The following is an 18,674-nucleotide window of genomic DNA, read 5'->3' as shown; positions in this document are numbered from 1 at the left end:
AGCATTGATGGGAAACGCCGGCCCCCTTCCTGGACTCAGGTTGGGGGCCGGCGGCGTTTCGTGAACTTTTCCTATAGATAGTCAGCGGCCCTGTCTCGAGCGATCTCCAAAAGAGTGGTGTGGAAAGCGACTTCTGCGGGGGCGTAGACCTTGTCCTGGCGCTGTGCCAGCAGGACGCGCCGCAGTGGAGCTGCTGAACCAAGGCTCAACACACGCACGTCGGGATGCTGCAGGGCCACAGCCGTCTTTGGCACCATCGCAACGCCCATGCCGACACTCACCATGGCCTGGGCTTCCTGATAGTCGTTGGCCAGGAACCCGATACTCGGCTCAAAACCGGCATCGTGGGCAGAACGTTGCAGGACCTCCACCACCGGATGCGCCTCGGCGCGAACTATCCAGGATTCCTTCCGCAGTTCACTCATCGATACTTCGTCGCGGCCCGCCAGAGGGTGGCCTTTGGCGACGAGGATGACAGTGCTCTCTTGGAAGACCTCAGTGACACGGATGGCATCATCATGGAAGCGATTCCACGGATAGTCCCAGAGCAGGCACAACCCGGTAACGCCGGATTCAAGGTCCCACACCAGCTCGTCGAAACGGGCACTGCGCACCGACAGGCCAATGGCCGGGTAGCGCTTCTTGAAGGCCCTGATCACGATTGGCAGGAACGAGCCTGCAAGCGTGGGAAAGGTACCGACGGTCAGGGAGCCGCGCCGCAGCCCCGCAATCTGGTCCAGATCCGCTTGGGCTGCACGGATCTGTCCGACGATTTTGCGGGCATGCCCAGCCAGTACCTGACCGGCTTCAGTCGGTACGACTCCGCGGGAGCGCCGGTTGAGAAGGGGCTGTCCCACCTCCTGCTCCAATTTCCGCAACTGCTGCGAAACCGCTGACGGCGTGTACATCATGGTGTCGGCTGCTGCGGTGATGGATCCCTGCTCAACCACCTCCACCAGCAACGCAAGCCGACGTATGTCGTATAAATCCTGGGCTTCACTGTTAAGCAATTGTTTACCCTTCTATGCCTTTGGTTCATTCTATATAAGCGCACGATTTTTTCAGTGATTCCAGGCCGATCGAAGCACGGCTCTGCGAGAAGTAGGGGCCTTCTTGCGCTCATAAACACCATGATTGAAGTATTCCTACATCCCCTCTCACTAATCCAACATTGTCTTCATATGTGATGCGGCTCATTCTGAATACAGGCCCCGAGGAATGAGCGGCAAAAGGAGATGTAGGGACATGAACATTGAGGCAGAGTGGATGCGCGGAGGCACCAGCAAGTGCTGGGTCTTCGAAACCCAACACCCACAACACAGCAGGACGAATTGGGACGAGCTGCTGCCGCGGCTTTTCGGCAGCCCGGACTCCCGCCAGATCGATGGTGTAGGTGGGGCCACCTCGACTACCAGCAAGGCCATGATCCTGAGCCGGCCGGAGGACGACGCCGTCGATGTCGAGTTCACCTTCGCGCAGGTTGGGATCGAAGAAGCCGCCGTGGACTGGGGAAGCAATTGCGGGAACTGCTCCGCCGTCGTCGGCCTTTACGCGATCGAGAAGGGGTGGGTTATTCCAGACGGAGACTCCACCCGCATCGTCACCCGAAATACCAACACGGGTCAGATCATCATCCAGCGGGTGGACACACCTGCCGGTGCCCTGCCGATCGTTCCGGACGCACAGATGCCTGGAGTCGTTTTTCCCGGTTACAAAGTCGGCCTGGGCTTCCAGGATCCGGCGGGCAAGACCACCGGACATCTGCTGCCCACTGGGGCGCCAGCCGATGTGATCGCAGCGGGCGGCACGCGCTGGAATGTTTCAATGATCGACGCCGGAGCGCCAGTCGTGATTGTCCGTGCCGAACAGTTGGGGCTGGACACCGCCCGCTACGACACGTGGAAACCCGGCGTCGAGCTGCAGTTGGAAACCCTGGATGTTATCCGCCGCGAGGCAGCGGTCCGCATGGGCATGGTTACCACGCCCGGAGAGGCCGCGCGGGCGGTTCCGAAGCTCGCGATCGTTGGCCCGCCCACCGGACCGGAGTGCGATGTCAACGTGATGATGCTTTCGATGGGAAGGCCGCATCCGGCTCTTGCCATCACCGGCAGCATCGCCCTGACTCTCGCCGCCCGGACCCCCGGCACCATACTCAACGCCATCACCGGCAGCACATCAGAAGCAGTCCTGAAACTCAGGACGCCGGCTGGTGTCATCGAAACCTGGAGCGAGGAACACGAAGGAACCCTTCTGGTCGGCGTCGACCGAACGGCCCGCACCATCGCCACCAGCATCATTCACCTCCCGGAGACTCTCGGCAACGCCGTCGAAGCCTCTCTAGCCACAGCCACTCGATGAGGAGACACCACCATGGCTAAGACTATTTACCAACCAGCTCCCGAGGCAGAGGGCGACATCCAGGCAGAACGTTCCGCGCAGCCCAACAATCGCCGCCGTATCCTGCTGATTACGGTTGCCGCTTCCGTCATCCTGGGTCTGGTTGCCATCCTGTTCGGGGGTGCCATCTTCAACCCGACGGCAACCCCGGAATCGGAGCCGACCATGACCGCCACCCAGATCATCCCGCTGGTCATCCTCGTGGTGATGTTCGTCGTCGCCACCAAGTGGCCACTGAACATCGGTGTCATGGGGCTGGTAGCCTCGTTCGGCGTCGGATACTTCATGCTCGGCATGACTGACAAGGAAATCCTTGCCGACTTCCCGGCCAACATTGTCATCACCATCATCGGCGTCACATACTTCTTCAGCATGGCCCAGCGAAACGGGACCGTCGACATCATCGTCCAAACCTGCGTCCGGCTTGTCCGGGGCAAGACCCTCCTCCTCCCCTGGGTGTTCTTCCTCCTCGCCGCGTCGCTGACAGCTCTGGGCACCTTCTCCCCCGCCGCCGTGGCCCTGTTGGCCCCCGCAGCGATTGGACTGGCCTACGAATCGCGCATCCACCCCGTCCTGATGGGCGCCTTCATCATCAACGGCGCCCACGCCGGCGGATTCTCCCCACTGTCCGTAGCCGGCGTCCTGGTTCACGACATCGCAGTGAAGAACGGCTTCCCCATTTCCCAAGGCGCGCTCTTCGGAGCAAGCTTCGCGCTGAACCTCATCCTGTCCGTCCTGACCGTTGTGCTGTTCGCCCTGCTCGGCAAACTCCGCGACGGCGCGGCCGGCCAGCACGCCGACCTTGACACCACGCGCACTACGCGCCCCCACGGCCAGCAGGTCCTCACGCTTGCACTGATTGCCGCCATGCTCGTCTGCGCCCTGGGTTTCCACATGCCCATCGGCTTCGTCGCCCTCTCCGCCGGACTCCTCCTGGCTCTGGTCAACATCAAGGAACATCGGACCTTCATTGGCGGAGTTTCCTGGTCCACCGTCCTGCTGGTCGCCGGCATGATCACCTACGTCTCCCTGCTCCAGCACGTCGGCGTCATCGATACCCTGGCCGAGCAGGCCCTCGCCCTTGGCGCACCACTGCTCATTGCCCTCGTCCTCTGCTACGTGATCGGCGTCGGATCAGCCTTCGCTTCCTCCACCGCACTGCTTACCGCGTTCATCCCCCTTGCCGGACCCCTGCTCGCAACAAGCTCACTCAGCGCCTCCGGCACCGTTGCTGCCCTCGCCATCGCCGCAACCGTCGTGGACGTATCGCCCTTCTCCACTGACGGCGCCCTTGTAGTAGCCAACGCCCGCGAAAATGACCGCCAACGCGTCTACAAGCAGCTCATGATGTACGCCGGCGGAGTAGTCCTCGTTGCACCCGCCCTCGCCTGGGCACTGCTGGTACCCACAGGCATCATGTAGATCTTGCGAGCACATCGACCGCCGACAAACAGTTCGGCCGCGTCAGGGTCGGAATCCTGCACTCCATCGCAACAGGAAGCCCGAAGGACGGGCGCAGGACCGGACCCACGCAACAACGGCAGGACCACCTTCAAGGTGGCCCTGCCGTTGTTTACGCTGATGAGGCAAGCAAACGATCCAGCACGGTGTCGGGCATCATTGAACAGGTGGTTAGGCTGGGTGGATGGCGACCCTTATTCTCGTGCGGCATGGCCGCACTACAGCCAATGCCACCGGGCTCCTGGCCGGACGGGCAGTCGGCGTCACCCTTGACCAACTCGGGCGCGATCAAGCAACTCTTGCCGGTGATCGGCTTGCGGTCGTACCGGTAGTTGGCGTGGTATCGAGCCCTCTCGAGCGTTGTCGGCAGACTGCCCAGCTCATCCTCGATCGCCAGGCCGGCACACCGCCCACGACTGTAGAGCCTGACCTCAACGAATGCGATTACGGCCAGTGGCAGGGGCGCAAGCTCAGTGATCTCGCCACCGAGGATCTGTGGCCTGTGGTCCAATCGCAACCATCCGCCGTCGTCTTTCCCGGCGGCGAATCCATGGCCGCCATGCAGGCGCGGGCGGTGGCGGCCATTCGCCGCCACGATGCAGCCTTCGAAGCCGAGTACGGGCCTGGGGCCGTGTGGGTAGCCGTGAGCCACGGTGACGTCATCAAGTCAATCCTCGCCGATGCGCTCGGAATGCACCTCGATCTGTTCCAGCGTATAAACGTGAGCCCCGCCTCCGTATCCATTGTCCAGTACAGCGCCACTCGGCCGAGCGTTTACGCGACCAACACCGAAGCGGGTGATCTGTCGTGGCTGTCGAAGGGCATCAGATCCGGGGATGCGCCGGTGGGAGGCGGTGCGGGGCAGGAGACGCCTTGAACCACGTGTGCCTAAGATACTGACATGCCCACACGCGTTCACGAATTTGCCTGGCCCGATCGGGTTGTCATCGGCACCATTGGCCTTCCAGGTAACCGCACGTTCTATCTGCAGGTGCGGGCAGGGGCACAAATCGTGAGTATCGCCCTTGAAAAGCAGCAGTCGGCTCTGCTCGCGGAGAAGATAGACGAAATGCTCGATGAACTCAGCACCGTCGAAGGCAACCCCTTCAGCGTTCCCACGGTTACTCCCATAGAGCTCGTCGACAATGACCCCATAGAGGCTCCTCAGGAACAGTTCCGCACCGGCGCCATGAGCCTGGGTTGGGATCCGACCACGGCCCAAGTTGTCGTCGAGGCTTATCCCCTTGCCGATATCGATACTGATGACAACGACGACCTCCAAGTACACGACGATGACGAGCCGGAAATGATGCTGGTCCGAATGCCGGTGGGTACTGCGCGCGCTTTCGCCAAGCGCACCCGTGAGATCGTGGATGCCGGACGGCCCATATGCCCTCTGTGCGGTTACCCCATAGATGCCGACGGACACACCTGCACCCTTCCCGGGGCCTAATGCCGGCTCCGGACTTAGTGACTGCCGAGCTTACGCTCACAGGCCGCATCACAACGGCTTCGAACGCTACCTTTCTGGGCAGCATCGGCGACGTACAGGTCGTCTACAAGCCGATAGCAGGCGAAAGCCCGTTGTGGGATTTCCCCGACGGCACTCTCGCCCACCGCGAAGTGGCCGCCTACCTGGTCTCGCAAGCCCTCGGCTGGGACATCGTGCCGCGCACCTGGCTGCGCGATGGGCCCCTGGGCGAAGGCATGGTGCAATTCTGGCAGGAACAAGACCCCACCCAAACCGCCGTGGACCTGGTCCCAACAGAGAATGTTCCAGAGTCAGGCTGGAAGCAAGTTCTTGAGGGACACGACGAGAACGGCCGGACGGTCGCCCTTGTCCACGAAGACTCACCAGCCTTGAGACGCATGGCTGTGTTCGACCTGCTCGTCAACAACGCTGACCGCAAGGGCAACCACATCCTGGCCATGACCGACGGACACCGGCACGGCGTTGACCATGGACTCACCTTTCACAGTGAGCACAAGCTGCGCACGGTCATATGGGGATGGGTTGGAGACGCCTTGACTGCGGACGAATGCGACGGAGTAGACCGTGTCAGCGAGGAATTGCACCGTGGGCTGGGCCGAGATCTGGCGAAACTGCTCACGTCCGAAGAAATCGCCGCACTCGGCGCTCGCTGCGCCCGGTTACGCCGCGAAGGACGCTTCCCGGCTCCGAGCGGGGCCGTGTCCGCCGTGCCATGGCCGCTGTTCTAAGGGAATCAGGGACACCGCCTCCAGAGGCTCTGCCACGGCATAATCGGCCGGCAGCGGGTTCCGGCAGGCATAGGGCTGCGCACTATGGCTTCTGGTGGCCGTCCCGTTACGCTTTTTTCACCCGCCTTGTCATGGAAGGGCACCATACGTCTAGGCTGACTTTAGCCAGTGATTTCAACCATGACCACGGAGGACAACCATGACCGATTCCAACATTCGTGCCCGGGCAGAGAAATTGAAGGCTCTGCATGAGGCACCGGAAATCCTGAGCGTGGTCAACGTATGGGACGCCATCAGCGCCTCGACCGTTGCAGCCCTTCCTGAGACGAAAGCCATTGCCACCGCCGGGCATTCGATTGCGGCTGCGTATGGCTACGCCGATGGAACCATGCCCCTGGATGTCGCGCTGGATGGCGTGAAAAGGATCGTCAATTCGGTTGAACTTCCGGTCACCGCAGACCTCGACGACGGCTATGAAGACCCAGCCGAAACCATCCGCCGGGCGATTGGTATCGGCGTCGTGGGCGCCAATGTCGAAGACCGCTTGCGTCCTTTCGATGAAGCTGTCGCCCGAGTGAAGGCGATCATCGACGCCGCCAACGGTGAGGGCATCGCGTTCCAGCTGAACGCACGCACCGACGCCATCGCGAAGGGCGGCGACCGTCCGATCAAGGACAGCATTGAGGACGCTATTGCTCGTGGTCGCGCCTTCCTGGATGCAGGCGCGGCCTTGGTCTTCGTCCCTGGCGCCCTGACACGCGACGTCATTGAGCCGCTCGTCGCAGGCCTCGGACACGGCAAATTGTCCGTGATCGGCGCCCCCGGAGCCCTTCCCGCAGCCGAACTCCAGGAACTGGGTGTTGCGCGTGTTTCCTACGGTCCCTTTACCCAGCGGGTCGCCTTGCGCGCCCTCCAGGATCTCGCGGCCGATCTCTACGGTTCCGGCGTCATCCCCAAGGACACCCCGGCCCTGAACTAAACCAATGAAGCCGGGCCTGCAGCAACGCGCCACGAAGTTCACCCTGTTCTTCGTCCCCGTCTTCACGACGTCCACGTCCTACAACATCAACTGCACCCACTGCGGCCGGCCCTCGACCATCAGCACGCGGCAGAAGAACGCGCTATCACGCTAGCTAAAAGCGCCCCAGCCGAGCCTCGGATCAGGCATTGTGCCGCAGGGCGCCTACTTCTGGATTTGACCCATGACAGACAGCGAGCTGGAGGAAGGATTTGATCGCCTGAACCGGCTGATCACGTCGACCGATGACCTCAAGGGCTTCCTTCAGGGCATGGCTGGGCTCGCTTCGGAAAAGTTGTCCCAGGTCACGGGAACCACGATCAAATGCGCGGTAGCGCTGCACCGTCGCAAGCACCGCACCACAATCGCCGGCAGCAGCGACATCGCCGTCTGGTTGGATCAGATCGAACAGCGCCTCGGTGAAGGACCTTGCGTGGAAGCGCTGAGGTGGGACACGCCATGAAGTAGCCGAAAGGATAGTCCAGCGGGTCACCGCGGACCACACGTCAACCTCCTTCGAGAAATAGCGGTTCCCCGCGAAAGGGGGTGAGTGCACCGTGGTGAGAGCCGCCGTCGAGAGTCAACATGGCCGCCGGGCTTATGGTTGAGGAAGCAGTCAGGATCCGACTGCCTTGAAGAAACAGAAATGGTGGTCGTTGGTGCAGCCAAGCCATCGCGGGAGAGCTCTGATGAACGGTGCCTGAGGTGAGCGCAGCGGCCGCTTATGGTCCCCACGCCGATCTATGTGCTGCTTTCCTCCAGGAACTGCCCATCGATGGCGCAGCTGTTTCCATTTTCGGCGGCTCCGCGGCGGAAACGTTGATGTGCGCGTCCGACATCACAGCCGCCCGGCTCGATGAGCTCCAATACGATCTCGGCGACGGACCACGATGGGACGTTTTCCGCACCCACCTGCCGGTCACGATTCCCGATCTCAGCGCGGTCGGAGTCCGGTCATGGCCGGCCTTCGCCGAAGCCGCAGCCACGACAGACGCAGCTGCGTTCTTTGTGTTCCCATTGCTCGCAGGTGGCCTGGTCATCGGGGTAGCCGAACTCTACTGCACCTCACCGGGGGAACTCAGTGCCGCCCAAATCAGCCGGGCCGCGCAACTTGCCAGCCGGACCGCCTGGACCTTGCTGCGCGGATTGATGCCGGACAACGAAACCGGATCAGCCTTAATTCCGCTGGCCCGGCGTGAAATCCACCAAGCCACCGGCATGGTGCTGGTCCAAACCGACAGCACCGCCGACGAAGCGTTGCTGTTGCTGCGCGGCCATGCCTTCGCCAGCGGACGATCATTGCAGGACACTGCTCTGGACGTCGTCAGCCGCCGACTCGATTTCACCCCGGCCACGGGCGCCGCCGATACTGGATCACAGTAAAATGCAGACATGGTAAACAAAAGCAGGGCCGAACGTCTCAGCGATACGTTCGTGAAGCTTACCGACACCCTCGTTGCCGACTACGACGTCCTGGACCTGCTCCACACCCTCGTGGAGGATGCCGTCGATCTACTCGACGCCGCCCAAGCCGGCCTACTGCTCTCCGACGCCGACGGCAACCTGCAACTACTCGCCTCCACCAGTGAGCAAAGCCAACTCGTGGAACTGCTCCAACTCGAAGCCGGCGCCGGACCCTGCGTGGAGTGCTACCACACCGGAACGGTCATCACCGTTGATGACATCAGCGCCCTTGGTGACCGCTGGCCGGCATTCCAGCAGATTGCTTTGGACATGGGCTTCAGGTCAGTGCACGCTGTCCCGATGCGCGTCCACACCAGGGTCATCGGTGCCATGGGCCTGTTCGGCGCCGAAACCGGCGCCCTGACCCCCGAAGACGCCGCCATCGCCCAAGCCATGGCAGACGTCGCAACCATCAGCCTTCTCCAGGAACGCACCATCCGGGAAGCAGGCGTCCTCAACGACCAACTCCAACGCGCGCTCACCACCCGCGTGCTCATCGAGCAAGCCAAAGGCGTCATCGCCCAAACCAAGAACCTCGACATGGACAGCGCCTTCAACGTACTACGCGCACACGCCCGCTCGACCAGACAAAACCTCCACGACGTCGCCGAAAGCATCGTCACACGCACCCTAAAGATCTAGCACTGCCACCGAAGTGCCTCCACCGATTCCGCCAACGAACGTCCACAGTTAGTAAGGCTCCTTACTTCCTGTAGGGTTTCGTTCATGAGCACCCCTGCGAAACCCCAGAGTCCACGACTCAAACAGTCGATTACCGGGCCCCTCCTTTTCCTGTTCATCCTCGGGGATGTTCTTGGCGCCGGAATCTACGCACTGGTGGGCAAGGTTGCCGGCGAGGTAGGAGGGGCCATCTGGATCCCCTTGGCGTTGGCGCTCTTTCTGGCCACGCTGACAGCCGGCTCCTACGCTGAGTTGGTCACCAAGTATCCGAAGGCGGGCGGTGCAGCCGTCTTCGCTGAACGGTCCTTCAAAGTACCGCTGGTTTCATTCTTGGTAGGTTTCTGCATGTTGGCCGCTGGAGTCACCAGCGCCGCGGGGTTGAGCCTGGCGTTCGCCGGCGATTACCTCACGCCGTTCCTGGACGTCCCTGCGACGCCTGCGGCTCTGGTGTTTTTGCTGCTGATCGCGCTGCTGAACGCCCGCGGGGTCAAGGAATCGGTCAGGGCCAATGTCGTTATGACGGTGATTGAGGTATCCGGACTGGTGCTGGTCATCGTTCTGGTCGGCATGATGTTCGCCCGCGGCGACGGCGATGGATCCCGCGTCCTGGAGTTCAACCCGGAGGTCTCCCCCGGCGCAGGTATTCTCGCCGCATCGTTGCTGGCGTACTACTCGTTCGTCGGTTTCGAAACCTCCGCCAACGTAGCCGAGGAGGTACGGGACGTCCACCGCGTCTACCCCAAGGCCCTCTTCGGAGCCCTCCTCACTGCAGGAGGCATCTACGTGCTGATCGGCCTGGCATCATCGATTGCGCTGCCCCCGAGTGATCTCAGCAGTTCTTCCGGGCCCCTGCTTCAGGTTGTCCAAGCCACCGGATTCGGAGTTCCGGATTGGCTCTTTGGTCTCATAGCCCTCATTGCGGTTGCCAACGGTGCACTGCTGACAATGATCATGGCGAGCCGCTTGGCCTTCGGCATGGCCGAACAATCCTTGCTGCCATCCGCCTTGGGCCGGGTCCTCCCCCAAAGGCGCACACCGTGGGTCGCCATCGTGGTGACCACCTTGGCCGCCATGGCACTGACCGCCACGGGCGACCTCGGATCGCTCGCCGAAACAGTAGTCCTGCTGCTCCTGTTCGTCTTCATCAGCACCAACGTCGCCGTCTTGGTCCTTCGGAAAGACAAAGTGGAGCACAAGCACTTCCGAGTACCCGTTATTATCCCGTGCCTCGCCTTGGTTTCCTGCGTCGTCCTGATGTTCCAACAAGGTGCGGACATCTGGATGCGTGCTGCCATCCTTCTGGGAATAGGACTGGTGCTCTACTTCGTCTCACGGTGGATCCGTGAGGGGAAACGATCCGCCACTCCTCCACACCATCAGGCGACACCGCCACAGAAGGAACCGCTGGAACGCTAAGCACCACGCTGCACGCCCCTGCACTGGCCCAGCGGAGACCCAACGGCAGCAAGTCAGCCAGCAACAGCACACAGGCCCGTTCCTCCAGACTGAATCTCCACGAAGTTACCTGGAGCATCACGAAGCCCACATCGAAGACCAGCCCTTACGGGTGCACTGTTCATAAAGGAAAGTTCCGCGGTGACCCTTTCCTATGGACTAGCGGGGTGTTTCGTGCCTACGGTAGTGCTGTTGCCCCAGACCTCGGCAGCGCATTTCCGGCGCGCACGAGGAGGCAATATCTTGTCGCTCATCAACCAGCTCCCCACCGGTCGTGCCCATACGCAGGCCATGCCCTCCACTCCTACCGTGAAAGGAAGCCTGTCTTTCACGAAGCAGGACCGGTAACCGTCATGCCCAACGACCCTTCTCCCTCGGATGGGACGTCCCTGCCCCAAGGGGCGCCAATGTGGTGCCCGAAGTGCCGGACCGACGACTACTTGGTGCTGCACGCGATTGAAACAGCACAGGCCCACACAGTTGGCCTCACCGTAGATGTCTCCTACAGCTGCACCGGATGCGGTTCCATACTCTCCCACTACACGCCATTCCGTGATGTTGCCGCAAAACTGAACACGGCAACAAATCTAGAAGGGCTCATTCTCTTCGGCGACACCTACCTCCATTGCAGCGAGCCCATGGCCAAGGTCCCTCTGGAAGTGCGGCGAAGCATGAGCGCGAACACCGTTCTTGGAGACGACCTAGCTCAACTTCTCGACGTCCGGCTCAGAACCATAATTCTGCGCTGTGCGAGTTGCGGCTTCAGGCTGGAATTGCCAGCTTAAGGCGGCCACGCAAGACTAATTATGTTCCTATGTAATTACTCCCGCCCTGCAATGGGCCCACTGCGAGCAGGCCAAGGACCGGCTAGCCCAGCCTCCTTGCCCAAGGAACGAGGCGATACCGTGTCCCAAACGGGGAAATTGAGTCCAGCCGCAGGACGCGGAGCCTCTTCACTGAGATCGACAGAGTCAATCGAAATTCCAGCTTCAGAAGCAATCAGGGGCTTACCGGCAACAGCAGTCTGCCAACCGCATTCGAGCTCGAAGGGAACACCGAAGCAGCACTTGTTCCCGGACGCGGCGGGCACCTGGTATATGGCAATGAGGCCGGGGAGCATTCCTTCGACCCACGCACCGATCCGTGTCAGCGAATTCCCCATGAAAAGTTCTCCTCGTTGAGAATGCGACTTCGCTGAGCCTATTCGATGCGGCTGCGCTAAAAACTGTAGACAACGACGAGACTTGCGTGCGGCTTGGTTCGATCCGACAAAGTGCTGTTCTCGCCGGCGGCCACGTCGGGCCGTGTATATGCCGAGCAAAGTAAGTTTCGGTCATCGAGAGTGGCCCTTAATTGGGCGGCCGAGGACGAGACCCGACAGCGTTTTGTCGCTCGGGCAATTTTTGACCACCATCGGCCACATCGACACCGACCCCGGCTACCGCTTCGCCCGCCTCGCCGACCACATGCTCGGCGCTGGCATCGTCGCGGGCTGGAGCACTAACAAGACCACCGCCTACAAAACCAACCTCGACATGCCCTGGGGGATTTTTGCATAACGGCGTGTGATCTGGCCTGATCCGAAGGAGATACCCGTGCCTGATGATCAGCCCTGTGAGTGGCGATCACATCTGAAGACTCATCGTGATGCGTGCGGGCATAAACGAGTCTGTGGGAGCCACTTTAGATCCGGAGAGACGACAGGTGGACCACCTTAGCTCCTTGTCCAATGCCGAAATCCGGACGTCCAAACTGCCACATCAAAACTTTCCTTGACAGAGACATCCTTCGGCTCTAAATTTAGTGCAACCGATCTCAGCAACCGATCTCACTGCTATCTTCGATAATGCAACCGATCTCAAAGGAGAGACTCGATGACCAAAACGACTTCTCCTGACCGTCGGTGTCCCGCACTTAGCACGCGTCGCTTGAGCACGGCATGCTCCCGCATCAGCAAATCCGTTCACAGGAGAAATTCATGATCAAAAAGCGATGGGGCTTGGCGCTCGTAACAGCCGTCGTAGCCAGCCTTGCCCTCAGTGGCTGCTCACCCTCAGCTTCGGAACCCAAAGGGCCCGTGACTTTGAGCTACTGGGACTTCCTCGATCCCAGTCAGGCCAATCCGCGTTCAAAAGCCTTGAAGGAAAATATTGCCAAGTTCGAGGCGGCTAATCCGGACATCAAGATCAACCTCTCCGTTGTTTCGCTCGGTGACATGTTGAACAGACTGCCTCAGGCCGCGGCAGCAGGTCAGGCACCTGACGTCTTCAAGATGTTCACTCCAGTCGTTCCCCAGATGGCATCTGCCGGCGTCTATTCCCCGCTGCCTGACACTGCTTCGAAGGTCACCGACTGGCTGCGACCCACCGACACCCTTGCGGGCCCCGACGGCAAGCCGGTTGCCGTTCCGTATGAATACCGAACCTGCGCCCTCTACTACAACGAAAAGATCCTCAACCAGATCGGCGCGACAGTTCCCACCACGTACGACCAAGTAGTCGAAGTTGCCAAGAAGGCTGCTGCCGCTGGTTATACCGGCTTTGGGACCGGCTTCTCGGACACGGACAACTCGGCCATCATCAGCACATTCTTTAACTGCTTCATGTCACAAGTGGATCAGGAAATCTGGAACAAAGATGGGCAGGCGGATTTCGCGACCGCCAAAGGAAACGAGTTCGGTGACTTCCTGGCCAAGCTCAGGGACGCTAAGGCTCTGGGCAGCAACGTCGTTTCTGACACGTACGGCACCGTAGCTGACGGCATGGCGAGCGGCACGGTTGCCATGGCAGTCTTGGGCACGGAACGAGCGGTTTCCTTCGGCTCGCAGAACAAGGACCTCAAGTGGACGGCCCTACCCAAAGCGAGTACCGGCGATACGACAGGTACCACCATTGGGTGGACCTTGGGCATAGGCAATGGCAGTAAGAATACCGAGGCCGCCTGGAAGTTCATTGAGTACATGACCGGGCCGGAAGCCGGGGCTTTGATGGCAACCGGCGGTGAGGTACCCACCCGTGCGGCCACCTACCAGCAACCATTTTTCTCCACTCCGGAGGCAAAGACCGTCAACGACATCGCCGCCTACGTCAAGACCAACAGTGAACCGCGGACGTATTCCAACACATGGACCGCGCTTGCCACTGGCCTCTCCCAAGCCGGGCAGAAGCTGACTCTCAACGGTTCATCAGGCAACGACTTCATCCGTTCCGCGCAGGATGCGGCCAACAAGAAATAGCCGCTCGCGATATCTGGGGGCCTGAGAAATCAGGCCCCCACGGAAGGGACAGAAATGTCTACAAAAAGCCCCACCCGCAACCCACGCAACACCGCAACGTCTCCCTTGGGCGCCCCAAGTTTTCGCCGGGTCCGTAGGGATCGAATGGTATGGCTCTACGTCCTCCCGGTCAGCGTCGTCTTCCTCTTCGTGTTTGTGGGACCGCTCATCTACACAGCGTGGACGGCCCTCCACGAGACGTCGTACTACCAGATCGGCAAATTCACGGGCCTGAATTCCTTTGTCCGACTGTTCTCAGACTCCGACCTCCCGAGCCGCATCTGGACAACCTTGGTATTCTCGCTCGGCGCCTTGGTTATCGCACTGCCGGCGGGGCTGCTTTCTGCAATCGTGCTCAACAACCTTCACCGCTTCAAGCGTTCGGTCCGGAGCCTCTTCCTCCTGCCTTGGCTCATGTCACAGGCCACTGCAGGAACAATTTGGCTCTGGTTCCTCAACCCCAACTACGGTCCGGCATCAGCGATCACCAAGTCCCTCGGGTTCGGTCCCACTGATGTGTTCTCATCTCCGACCAGTGCGTTGGTTGCAGTAACTCTGATGACAGCCTGGTGGTCCTACCCGCAAGCCATGCTCCTCTTCTTGGGCGCCCTTCAAACGATTCCCGAGGAGCTCCGCGAAAGCCTCAAAATGGACGGCGGCGGCATCTGGCACCAGTTTGTAAATATCACACTGCCCTACTTGCGCAACACCATCGTCTCCGTTGTGGTCGTCCTTCTCATGCTTTATGTGCAAATGGTCACCATCATCCTGGTCACCACAAGAGGAGGCCCCATCGGCTCCACAGAAACCTTGTCCATGCGGGTCTACAACCAGATGTTCGACAAGTTTGATCTCTCGGGAGCCTCAGCAACGGCAATCCTGCTTTTCGCCGTCAACATCGCCCTGACCCTCGTCGCCATCCGCTTCCGACGGAAGGAAAGCCTGTGAGCATCACAACCCCACGCCGCCAACGACGATTGGGCAGTTTCATTCGGGCCGTTCCGGCCTGGGCGTACATCATACTTTCCGCAGCGGTGGTACTCCCCCCGGTCGCATGGATTGTGTCCACGTCGCTTAAGACCGCTTCTGGCACGCTGGAATTCCCGCCTAGGTGGATTCCTGACCCCTTCTCATCCGAAGGCTATGTCGGCCTTCTGACATCGACCAACATCCGATTCTTCGTAAACTCCCTCATCTATGCCGGCGGCTCTATCGTCCTCGCTCTGGCCATCTGTATCCCTGCGGCATATGTGGCCACGAGGTATCGGAGCCGCCGCATGGAAACTCTGATGACTGGGATTCTGGTCCTCTCCATGGTCCCGGCGATCGTGGTCTTTATCGCGTTGTACTCCATGTTTGTCAAAACCGCATTGATCAACACATACCCCATGATGATCATCGTCTACACGGCAATCATCTGTGGACAAACCATCCTGTTTCTGCGCAACTTCATCGAAAATATACCCGTCGAAATCGAGGAAGCGGCGGCAATTGATGGCTGCTCCCGCATGCAGATCTTGTGGCGCATCATCCTCCCGCTCATCCGGCCTGGTATCGCCGCCGTAGCCATCTTCATCTTCGTATTCGTTTGGAACGACTTCCTCGTGGGCACCGTCCTCGCCACCACAGAAGACATGAAGACCGTGCAGAACGGCATAGTGCGATACATAACCACCGGCTTCGGCAGCTTCTGGGGACTCTTCGCCGCATTCATCGTCGTAGCCTTCATCCCGGTTCTCTCAATCTTCCTGGCATTCCAGCGCTGGTTCGTTGCCGGCATGACATCCGGCGGCGTCAAGGGATAGCTGAAGCAACCGTTAGCCGCACTCTTAGTCAACGCAAAAGGCAGGCCCCGTGACCGCATCAGGCGGTTAACGGGGCCTGCCTTTAGCGGGCCACCATGCAAGTCCGACTCGCTGAGTGCGCCCTCGAAGTCCCTCAGGCACAGGTGGCTGACCCGATATAAGTCGACACCTGGAATTTCCTTCAGTCGGTGGTCGGCTCAGCCCACCGGGCAACTTGATTGCCCGCGAGGGGCTAATGGCCACCGAGTTCACTTCGGAGCGCAAAGTCTCGGCCGGCGAGCCAAACGCGGTCTGGGACCTTTAGGCGTTCTGCGTGTTGAAACAATGGATGCAGTGTGGGCGGGCAGGTTGCAACCTGCCCACCCACACTGCATCTTGTGCTCCAGAGACTCAAGCACACTCACAGTTGACTGACTTTCACTCAGCGCGCGAGCGACTTATGAGTCCTTGCTCGGGCGCCAGTCTGGCGGTTGAATCAGCTCCACGCGATTTCCGTCTGGATCGAGGAGGTAAACCAGCCACCCGCCTGCGATGGGTCCGGAGGTCGGGGCAACGGGCTCTGATACCGCGCTGTAGCCCAGCGCTGTCATCCTGGTGTAAACCTGTCGCACATCAATATCCGTGAAGGCGAGGTGAGCGGTGCCCGGTTGCGCCTCTGATGGATTGACGGCTGGCAGTAGCGGCTCAGCATGGGCGAGTTCCAGTCGAAAGGATCCGTCACCGGTTGCGAGCAGCATGGCTCTGACCTGTACGTTGGGACGGCCGTAGAGGTCGCCGATATAAGGTCCCGACGTCCACGCATCCAAACGCGTTAGTCCGAGGCCATCCACATAAAACCGTTCGCTGCGCTCCATATCCGTAACATGCAGGGCTGTGTGATGATGTCGCATTAAATCTCCTTGATAGATCATGAACGCGTCTCTGCGGCATGGGCGTTCAATGAGAAGCCCTGTCGCGTGTTTCAGGTTCCGATTCCCAGGTGGGCTCCGCCGGCCACATCGAGAGACACTCCAGTGATGTAGCGGTTGTCGGGGTCAGAAAGGAACAGGATGGCCCGGGCGACTTCCTCGGCTTCGGCAAACCGGCGCATCGGCAGTTGTGCTGCCCTCTTCGCTCGGTTCGCTGCCGCGTCGGGGCCGGAGTCCCGGGCAAATTGCGCCCACATGGGTGTGTTCACCGGCCCTGGGGCGATCGCGTTCACGGAGATGCCGTTTGGTCCGAGCAGTTCGGCAAAGGACCACATGATGTGGAGGACGGCGAGCTTGCTCGCGTTGTAGGGCAGGTAGTTGAGGCGTGCCTCTTTGGCCGCAACTGAGGACAGGACCACGATGGCCCCGGCAGTGCCGGTCTCAAGCATGGATTTTGCGGTTTCCCGGACCATGGTGAAGGTCGCGGTGGCGTTGATCCTCAGGATGGAGTCGAACTCTTCAGTGGTTGTTTCCATGATATCCGGCGTGGGGCCAAGCACTCCTGCTGCATGGATAAGCACATCAACACGGCCGTGCTCGGCTTGGATGTCCCGTATGACCGTGGCGCATTGCTCTTCTGAGGTGATGTCGAGCGGGTAGAACGCCTGAAGGGCCTGGTCCGCTTTGGGGGAACGGTCGGCGCCGATGACCCTGGCTCCTGCGGCTATGAGTGCGGTGACTGCGGCGTCGCCGATTCCTCCGCTTGATCCGGTTACCAGAACCACCTGGTCTTTGAGGCTCATCGGTTCTCTCCGTTCTGGGCGCAGTTTGCCTGCAGTTCTCCTGCGGTCGGAGCGTGGGGTGCTGTCTTCATGTTCGTTTCCTTACTCGAAATTGCCCGGTTCGGCCGGTCCTCGTTTGCTTGGATTTCGACGATGCTTACGGGGTGAGCGCCTCCCGGGCGCCGGGGGCCGCCGCTGTCCGGACTGCATCGGCGATTTCCGTAGCGCGGAGCGCCTGGGTGAATGTAACGGCAGGCGTTTCACCCGCGCAGAACCTTAGGGCTGCTTCTGCCTGGCGGAGGAAGAGGTCGGAGGGTGCGAAGTTTTTCTCGTGTTGTCCGCCGTCACGGGTCCACACGTGGAGGGAATCGTTCGACCACAACATCCGGCCGCCAGTGGCCAGAACATCAATGGTGAGGCTCCAATCCCCTTGGTTGAGCCCTTGGGGTTCCTGCCAGGGAGACCAGTAGCTCTGCAAGGAAAATACCGCTCCAGAGGGGAATTCGAGGGTGGAAACGACGTGTTCCGGCACCGGAGACCCGTACAGGCTGCTGCTGGCGTTGGTGGCCAGGACTCTGGGGTCTCCCTCAAACCACGAAGAGACCAGCTCGATGGCATGGATTCCGTTCACTACCGCAACCCCACCCTCTTTCGGATCAGCACGCCAAGAGCCGATGGTCTCCTTATATGCGACGGATCGAACGTTGACAGCGATCACGTCGTTGTCCTTGATCCACTGAGAGACAAGCGGGACGGCCGGATGCTGGTGGAGTGTGTAACCGACCATGAGTCGTTGGTTCACTCCCGAAGCGGCGGCCATGATGGCAGCACTCTCGGCATCTGCAGCTACTGGCTTTTCCGTCAGCACCCGAAATCCTCTGGTCAGCAGATCCGCACAGACATCCGGTTGCAGCGTGGTGGGCAACGCGACGACGACTAAGTCCAGTTGATCAGAACGAAGCTCCTGGACGCTGGGCACCACCTGAGCTCCCAGCTCGTGGGCCAACGAGACCGCCCGCTCGTCTTTCTCCACCAGGTGGGTGACATTCGCACCCACCTTGGTGAATGCTCGTGCATGACGGGATCCTGCCCACCCGGCCGCCCCCACCACGGCGACGCGCTGGGACTGTGCCGCCGTCGTCATGATGCTGGCCCCTCGAAGATCAGGCCGAAGTTGAAAGAGGTGTTCATGAAATCTCTCCTTTGAGT

19 protein-coding genes are annotated in these 18,674 nt (G+C 60.5%); 15 read left to right on the top strand and 4 right to left on the bottom strand.

Annotated features, from left to right (window positions below; translation table 11 throughout):
• Positions 1-71 precede the first annotated feature (71 nt).
• Positions 72-1,010, bottom strand: a complete 939-nt coding sequence (locus FQP90_RS02155; RefSeq protein WP_144648111.1) for a LysR family transcriptional regulator — start codon at positions 1,008-1,010, stop codon at positions 72-74.
• A 235-nt stretch (positions 1,011-1,245) separates the two neighbouring features.
• On the opposite strand from FQP90_RS02155, the gene FQP90_RS02150 reads away from it, so the two are divergent.
• The 15 genes from FQP90_RS02150 (at position 1,246) to FQP90_RS23810 (ending at position 15,775) form a co-directional block, all read left to right on the top strand.
• Positions 1,246-2,358: a PrpF domain-containing protein gene (locus FQP90_RS02150; RefSeq protein ID WP_144648110.1), complete on the top strand. Its 1,113-nt coding sequence runs from the start codon at positions 1,246-1,248 to the stop codon at positions 2,356-2,358.
• Positions 2,359-2,370: 12 nt separating this feature from the next.
• On the top strand, positions 2,371-3,819 hold the full coding sequence (locus FQP90_RS02145; RefSeq protein WP_144648109.1) for an SLC13 family permease: 1,449 nt from the start codon (positions 2,371-2,373) through the stop codon (positions 3,817-3,819).
• A 223-nt stretch (positions 3,820-4,042) separates the two neighbouring features.
• Positions 4,043-4,735, top strand: coding sequence for an MSMEG_4193 family putative phosphomutase (locus FQP90_RS02140; protein ID WP_144648108.1), 693 nt, complete (start codon positions 4,043-4,045; stop codon positions 4,733-4,735).
• 24 nt (positions 4,736-4,759) lie between these two features.
• Positions 4,760-5,311, top strand: a complete 552-nt coding sequence (locus FQP90_RS02135; RefSeq protein ID WP_144648107.1) for a DUF3090 domain-containing protein — start codon at positions 4,760-4,762, stop codon at positions 5,309-5,311.
• Positions 5,311-6,078, top strand: a complete 768-nt coding sequence (locus tag FQP90_RS02130; protein WP_144648106.1) for an SCO1664 family protein — start codon at positions 5,311-5,313, stop codon at positions 6,076-6,078. Before FQP90_RS02135 ends, FQP90_RS02130 begins: the two co-directional genes overlap by 1 nt.
• 199 nt (positions 6,079-6,277) lie before the next feature.
• A complete protein-coding gene (locus tag FQP90_RS02125; RefSeq protein ID WP_144648105.1) occupies positions 6,278-7,057 on the top strand; it encodes an isocitrate lyase/PEP mutase family protein in 780 nt (259 codons plus the stop codon).
• A 4-nt stretch (positions 7,058-7,061) separates the two neighbouring features.
• On the top strand, positions 7,062-7,211 hold the full coding sequence (locus FQP90_RS23225; RefSeq protein WP_167510399.1) for a hypothetical protein: 150 nt from the start codon (positions 7,062-7,064) through the stop codon (positions 7,209-7,211).
• 69 nt (positions 7,212-7,280) lie between these two features.
• Positions 7,281-7,559: a hypothetical protein gene (locus tag FQP90_RS02120; protein WP_144648104.1), complete on the top strand. Its 279-nt coding sequence runs from the start codon at positions 7,281-7,283 to the stop codon at positions 7,557-7,559.
• A gap of 242 nt (positions 7,560-7,801) precedes the next feature.
• Positions 7,802-8,479 carry a GAF and ANTAR domain-containing protein gene (locus FQP90_RS02115; RefSeq protein WP_244296443.1) on the top strand — a complete coding sequence of 226 codons (678 nt, stop codon included), beginning with the start codon at positions 7,802-7,804 and terminating at the stop codon, positions 8,477-8,479.
• A 9-nt stretch (positions 8,480-8,488) separates the two neighbouring features.
• On the top strand, positions 8,489-9,202 hold the full coding sequence (locus FQP90_RS02110; RefSeq protein ID WP_144648102.1) for a GAF and ANTAR domain-containing protein: 714 nt from the start codon (positions 8,489-8,491) through the stop codon (positions 9,200-9,202).
• 84 nt (positions 9,203-9,286) lie between these two features.
• Positions 9,287-10,657: an APC family permease gene (locus FQP90_RS02105; protein ID WP_144648101.1), complete on the top strand. Its 1,371-nt coding sequence runs from the start codon at positions 9,287-9,289 to the stop codon at positions 10,655-10,657.
• A gap of 1,442 nt (positions 10,658-12,099) precedes the next feature.
• A complete protein-coding gene (locus FQP90_RS23220; RefSeq protein WP_167510396.1) occupies positions 12,100-12,255 on the top strand; it encodes a hypothetical protein in 156 nt (51 codons plus the stop codon).
• A gap of 419 nt (positions 12,256-12,674) precedes the next feature.
• Entirely contained in the window at positions 12,675-13,931 is a 1,257-nt protein-coding gene (locus FQP90_RS02100) for an ABC transporter substrate-binding protein (RefSeq protein ID WP_244296442.1), read from the top strand.
• Positions 13,932-14,075: 144 nt separating this feature from the next.
• Complete coding sequence (locus FQP90_RS02095) at positions 14,076-14,918, top strand: carbohydrate ABC transporter permease (RefSeq protein WP_144648099.1); 843 nt, start codon at positions 14,076-14,078, stop codon at positions 14,916-14,918.
• Entirely contained in the window at positions 14,915-15,775 is an 861-nt protein-coding gene (locus tag FQP90_RS23810; protein ID WP_306439354.1) for a carbohydrate ABC transporter permease, read from the top strand. Before FQP90_RS02095 ends, FQP90_RS23810 begins: the two co-directional genes overlap by 4 nt.
• 437 nt (positions 15,776-16,212) lie before the next feature.
• Here the strand turns inward: FQP90_RS23810 and FQP90_RS02085 are convergent, their stop codons facing one another.
• The 3 genes from FQP90_RS02085 to FQP90_RS02075 all read right to left on the bottom strand — a co-directional run bounded on the left by FQP90_RS02085 (position 16,213) and on the right by FQP90_RS02075 (position 18,609).
• A complete protein-coding gene (locus FQP90_RS02085) occupies positions 16,213-16,686 on the bottom strand; it encodes a VOC family protein (RefSeq protein ID WP_144648098.1) in 474 nt (157 codons plus the stop codon).
• 50 nt (positions 16,687-16,736) lie between these two features.
• A complete protein-coding gene (locus FQP90_RS02080) occupies positions 16,737-17,486 on the bottom strand; it encodes an SDR family NAD(P)-dependent oxidoreductase (protein WP_144648097.1) in 750 nt (249 codons plus the stop codon).
• A gap of 136 nt (positions 17,487-17,622) precedes the next feature.
• A complete protein-coding gene (locus FQP90_RS02075; RefSeq protein WP_144648096.1) occupies positions 17,623-18,609 on the bottom strand; it encodes a Gfo/Idh/MocA family protein in 987 nt (328 codons plus the stop codon).
• Positions 18,610-18,674: the final 65 nt, after the last annotated feature.

It is taken from the genome of Paenarthrobacter nitroguajacolicus (assembly GCF_007786235.1).
Lineage (GTDB): Bacteria > Actinomycetota > Actinomycetes > Actinomycetales > Micrococcaceae > Arthrobacter > Arthrobacter nitroguajacolicus_A.
This window is presented reverse-complemented; position numbering and strand designations above follow the sequence as displayed.